This is a genomic window from Rhodococcus sp. NPDC003318 (genome assembly GCF_042879035.1).
Classification (GTDB): domain Bacteria; phylum Actinomycetota; class Actinomycetes; order Mycobacteriales; family Mycobacteriaceae; genus Rhodococcus_G.
This window is the reverse complement of record NZ_JBIAOU010000050.1, coordinates 1-1,432: the sequence shown is the minus strand read 5'-3', so window position 1 is coordinate 1,432 and position 1,432 is coordinate 1. Positions and strand designations below refer to the sequence as shown.

At 66.1% G+C, this 1,432-nt stretch carries 2 protein-coding genes; both read left to right on the top strand.

What is annotated here, in order from left to right:
* Window positions 1-60: 60 nt before the first annotated feature.
* Complete coding sequence (locus tag ACFYVR_RS26930; protein ID WP_387479452.1) at window positions 61-552, top strand: transposase; 492 nt, start codon at window positions 61-63, stop codon at window positions 550-552.
* A complete protein-coding gene (locus ACFYVR_RS26925) occupies window positions 549-1,418 on the top strand; it encodes an IS3 family transposase (RefSeq protein ID WP_387479449.1) in 870 nt (289 codons plus the stop codon). The genes ACFYVR_RS26930 and ACFYVR_RS26925 overlap by 4 nt, the downstream gene beginning before the upstream one ends.
* Window positions 1,419-1,432: the final 14 nt, after the last annotated feature.

Genomic DNA, 1,432 nt, shown 5'->3' with positions numbered 1-1,432 from the left:
TGAACTGGTCCCCGGAAGTTGGACTGCGAAATTCGGTTCCGACTTCCGGGGAGTGGTGTCATGGATGCACGAAGTTCGTTGTCCGAGGGGCAGCGTGCCGCGGCGGTAGCGTTGTTCGAGTGCGGCTTCGGTGCCCGCAAGGTCGCGGCCCGGTTCGGCGTCGGCCGCGGGGCGGTCGCACTGTTGTACGACCGGTGGCGGGTTCGGGGCAGAGGAGCGTTGGTGGACGGCAAGCCGAGCAGACGGTCGTACTCGTTCGAGTGCAAACTCGAGGTGGTGCGACGGCATCTGAACGGTGAGGCGAGGGTCGACCTCGCCCGCGAGTTCACTCTGTCCTCACCGAAGCTGGTCGAGTCGTGGGTGCGCCGGTACCGCGCCGAAGGCGAGGACGGGCTGCGTCCGAAGCGGGCAGGACGCCCACCGAAGCCCGTCGAGACGGGGCCGCGGCAGGTCGATGAACTCGAGCGACTGCGCCGAGAGAACGAGGTTCTGCGGGCGCAGGTCGCCTACCTGGGAAAAGTGCAGGCCTTGAGGGCTCGGGAACGGCCGTGAAGGTTCGTGCCGTCATCGCTCTCAAGGCTGAACACCGCCTCGAGGTCCTCCTCGAGGTCGCCGGGCTGGCCCGGTCGACGTTCTTCTATCACCAGGCGCGTGCGCACGCTCCCGATCCGCAGGCGCAGCTCAAGACCGCGATCACCGAGATCTTCGAACGCAACCACGGCCGTTACGGGCACCGCCGTGTCCACCACGAACTGGTCAGGGCCGGCGTGGCGGTGGCGAAGAAGACGGTGTTGGCGTTGATGAGCGAGCTCGGGCTGGTCTGCAGGGTCCGACGCCGGCGCCGGTACAACTCCTACCAGGGGCAGCTCGCCGCGCTCGCCCCGAACCTGCTCGATCGTGACTTCACCGCCGATGCGCCGAACCGCAAGTGGGTCACCGATGTGACCGAGTTTCGGATCGGTGAGGACAAGCTGTACCTGTCGCCGATCATGGACCTGTTCGACCGGCAGATCATCGCCTACACGCTCGGCCCGTCACCGACCCTGCAGCTGACCAACACCTCCCTGTCCGCGGCACTGACGACCCTCGACCTCGCCCAGCCCGACGTGACCCAGCCGCTGATCGTGCACTCGGATCAGGGCTTCCAGTACCAGCATGCGTCCTGGCGGCGGCTGCTCGCCGACGCCGGTGCAACGCAGTCGATGTCGCGCAAGGCGAACTGCTTCGACAACGCCGTCATCGAGAACTTCTTCGGCCACCTCAAAGAAGAGCTCTTCCACCACGTCCGGTACTCGACGATCGACGCCCTCACCGACGCACTGCACGAGTACATCCACTGGTACAACACCGAACGGATCTCCACCAAGCTCGACGGCTTGAGCCCGGTCACATACCGGGCCCAAGCCCTCGCCGCCTAGGCTTCCGATTACCC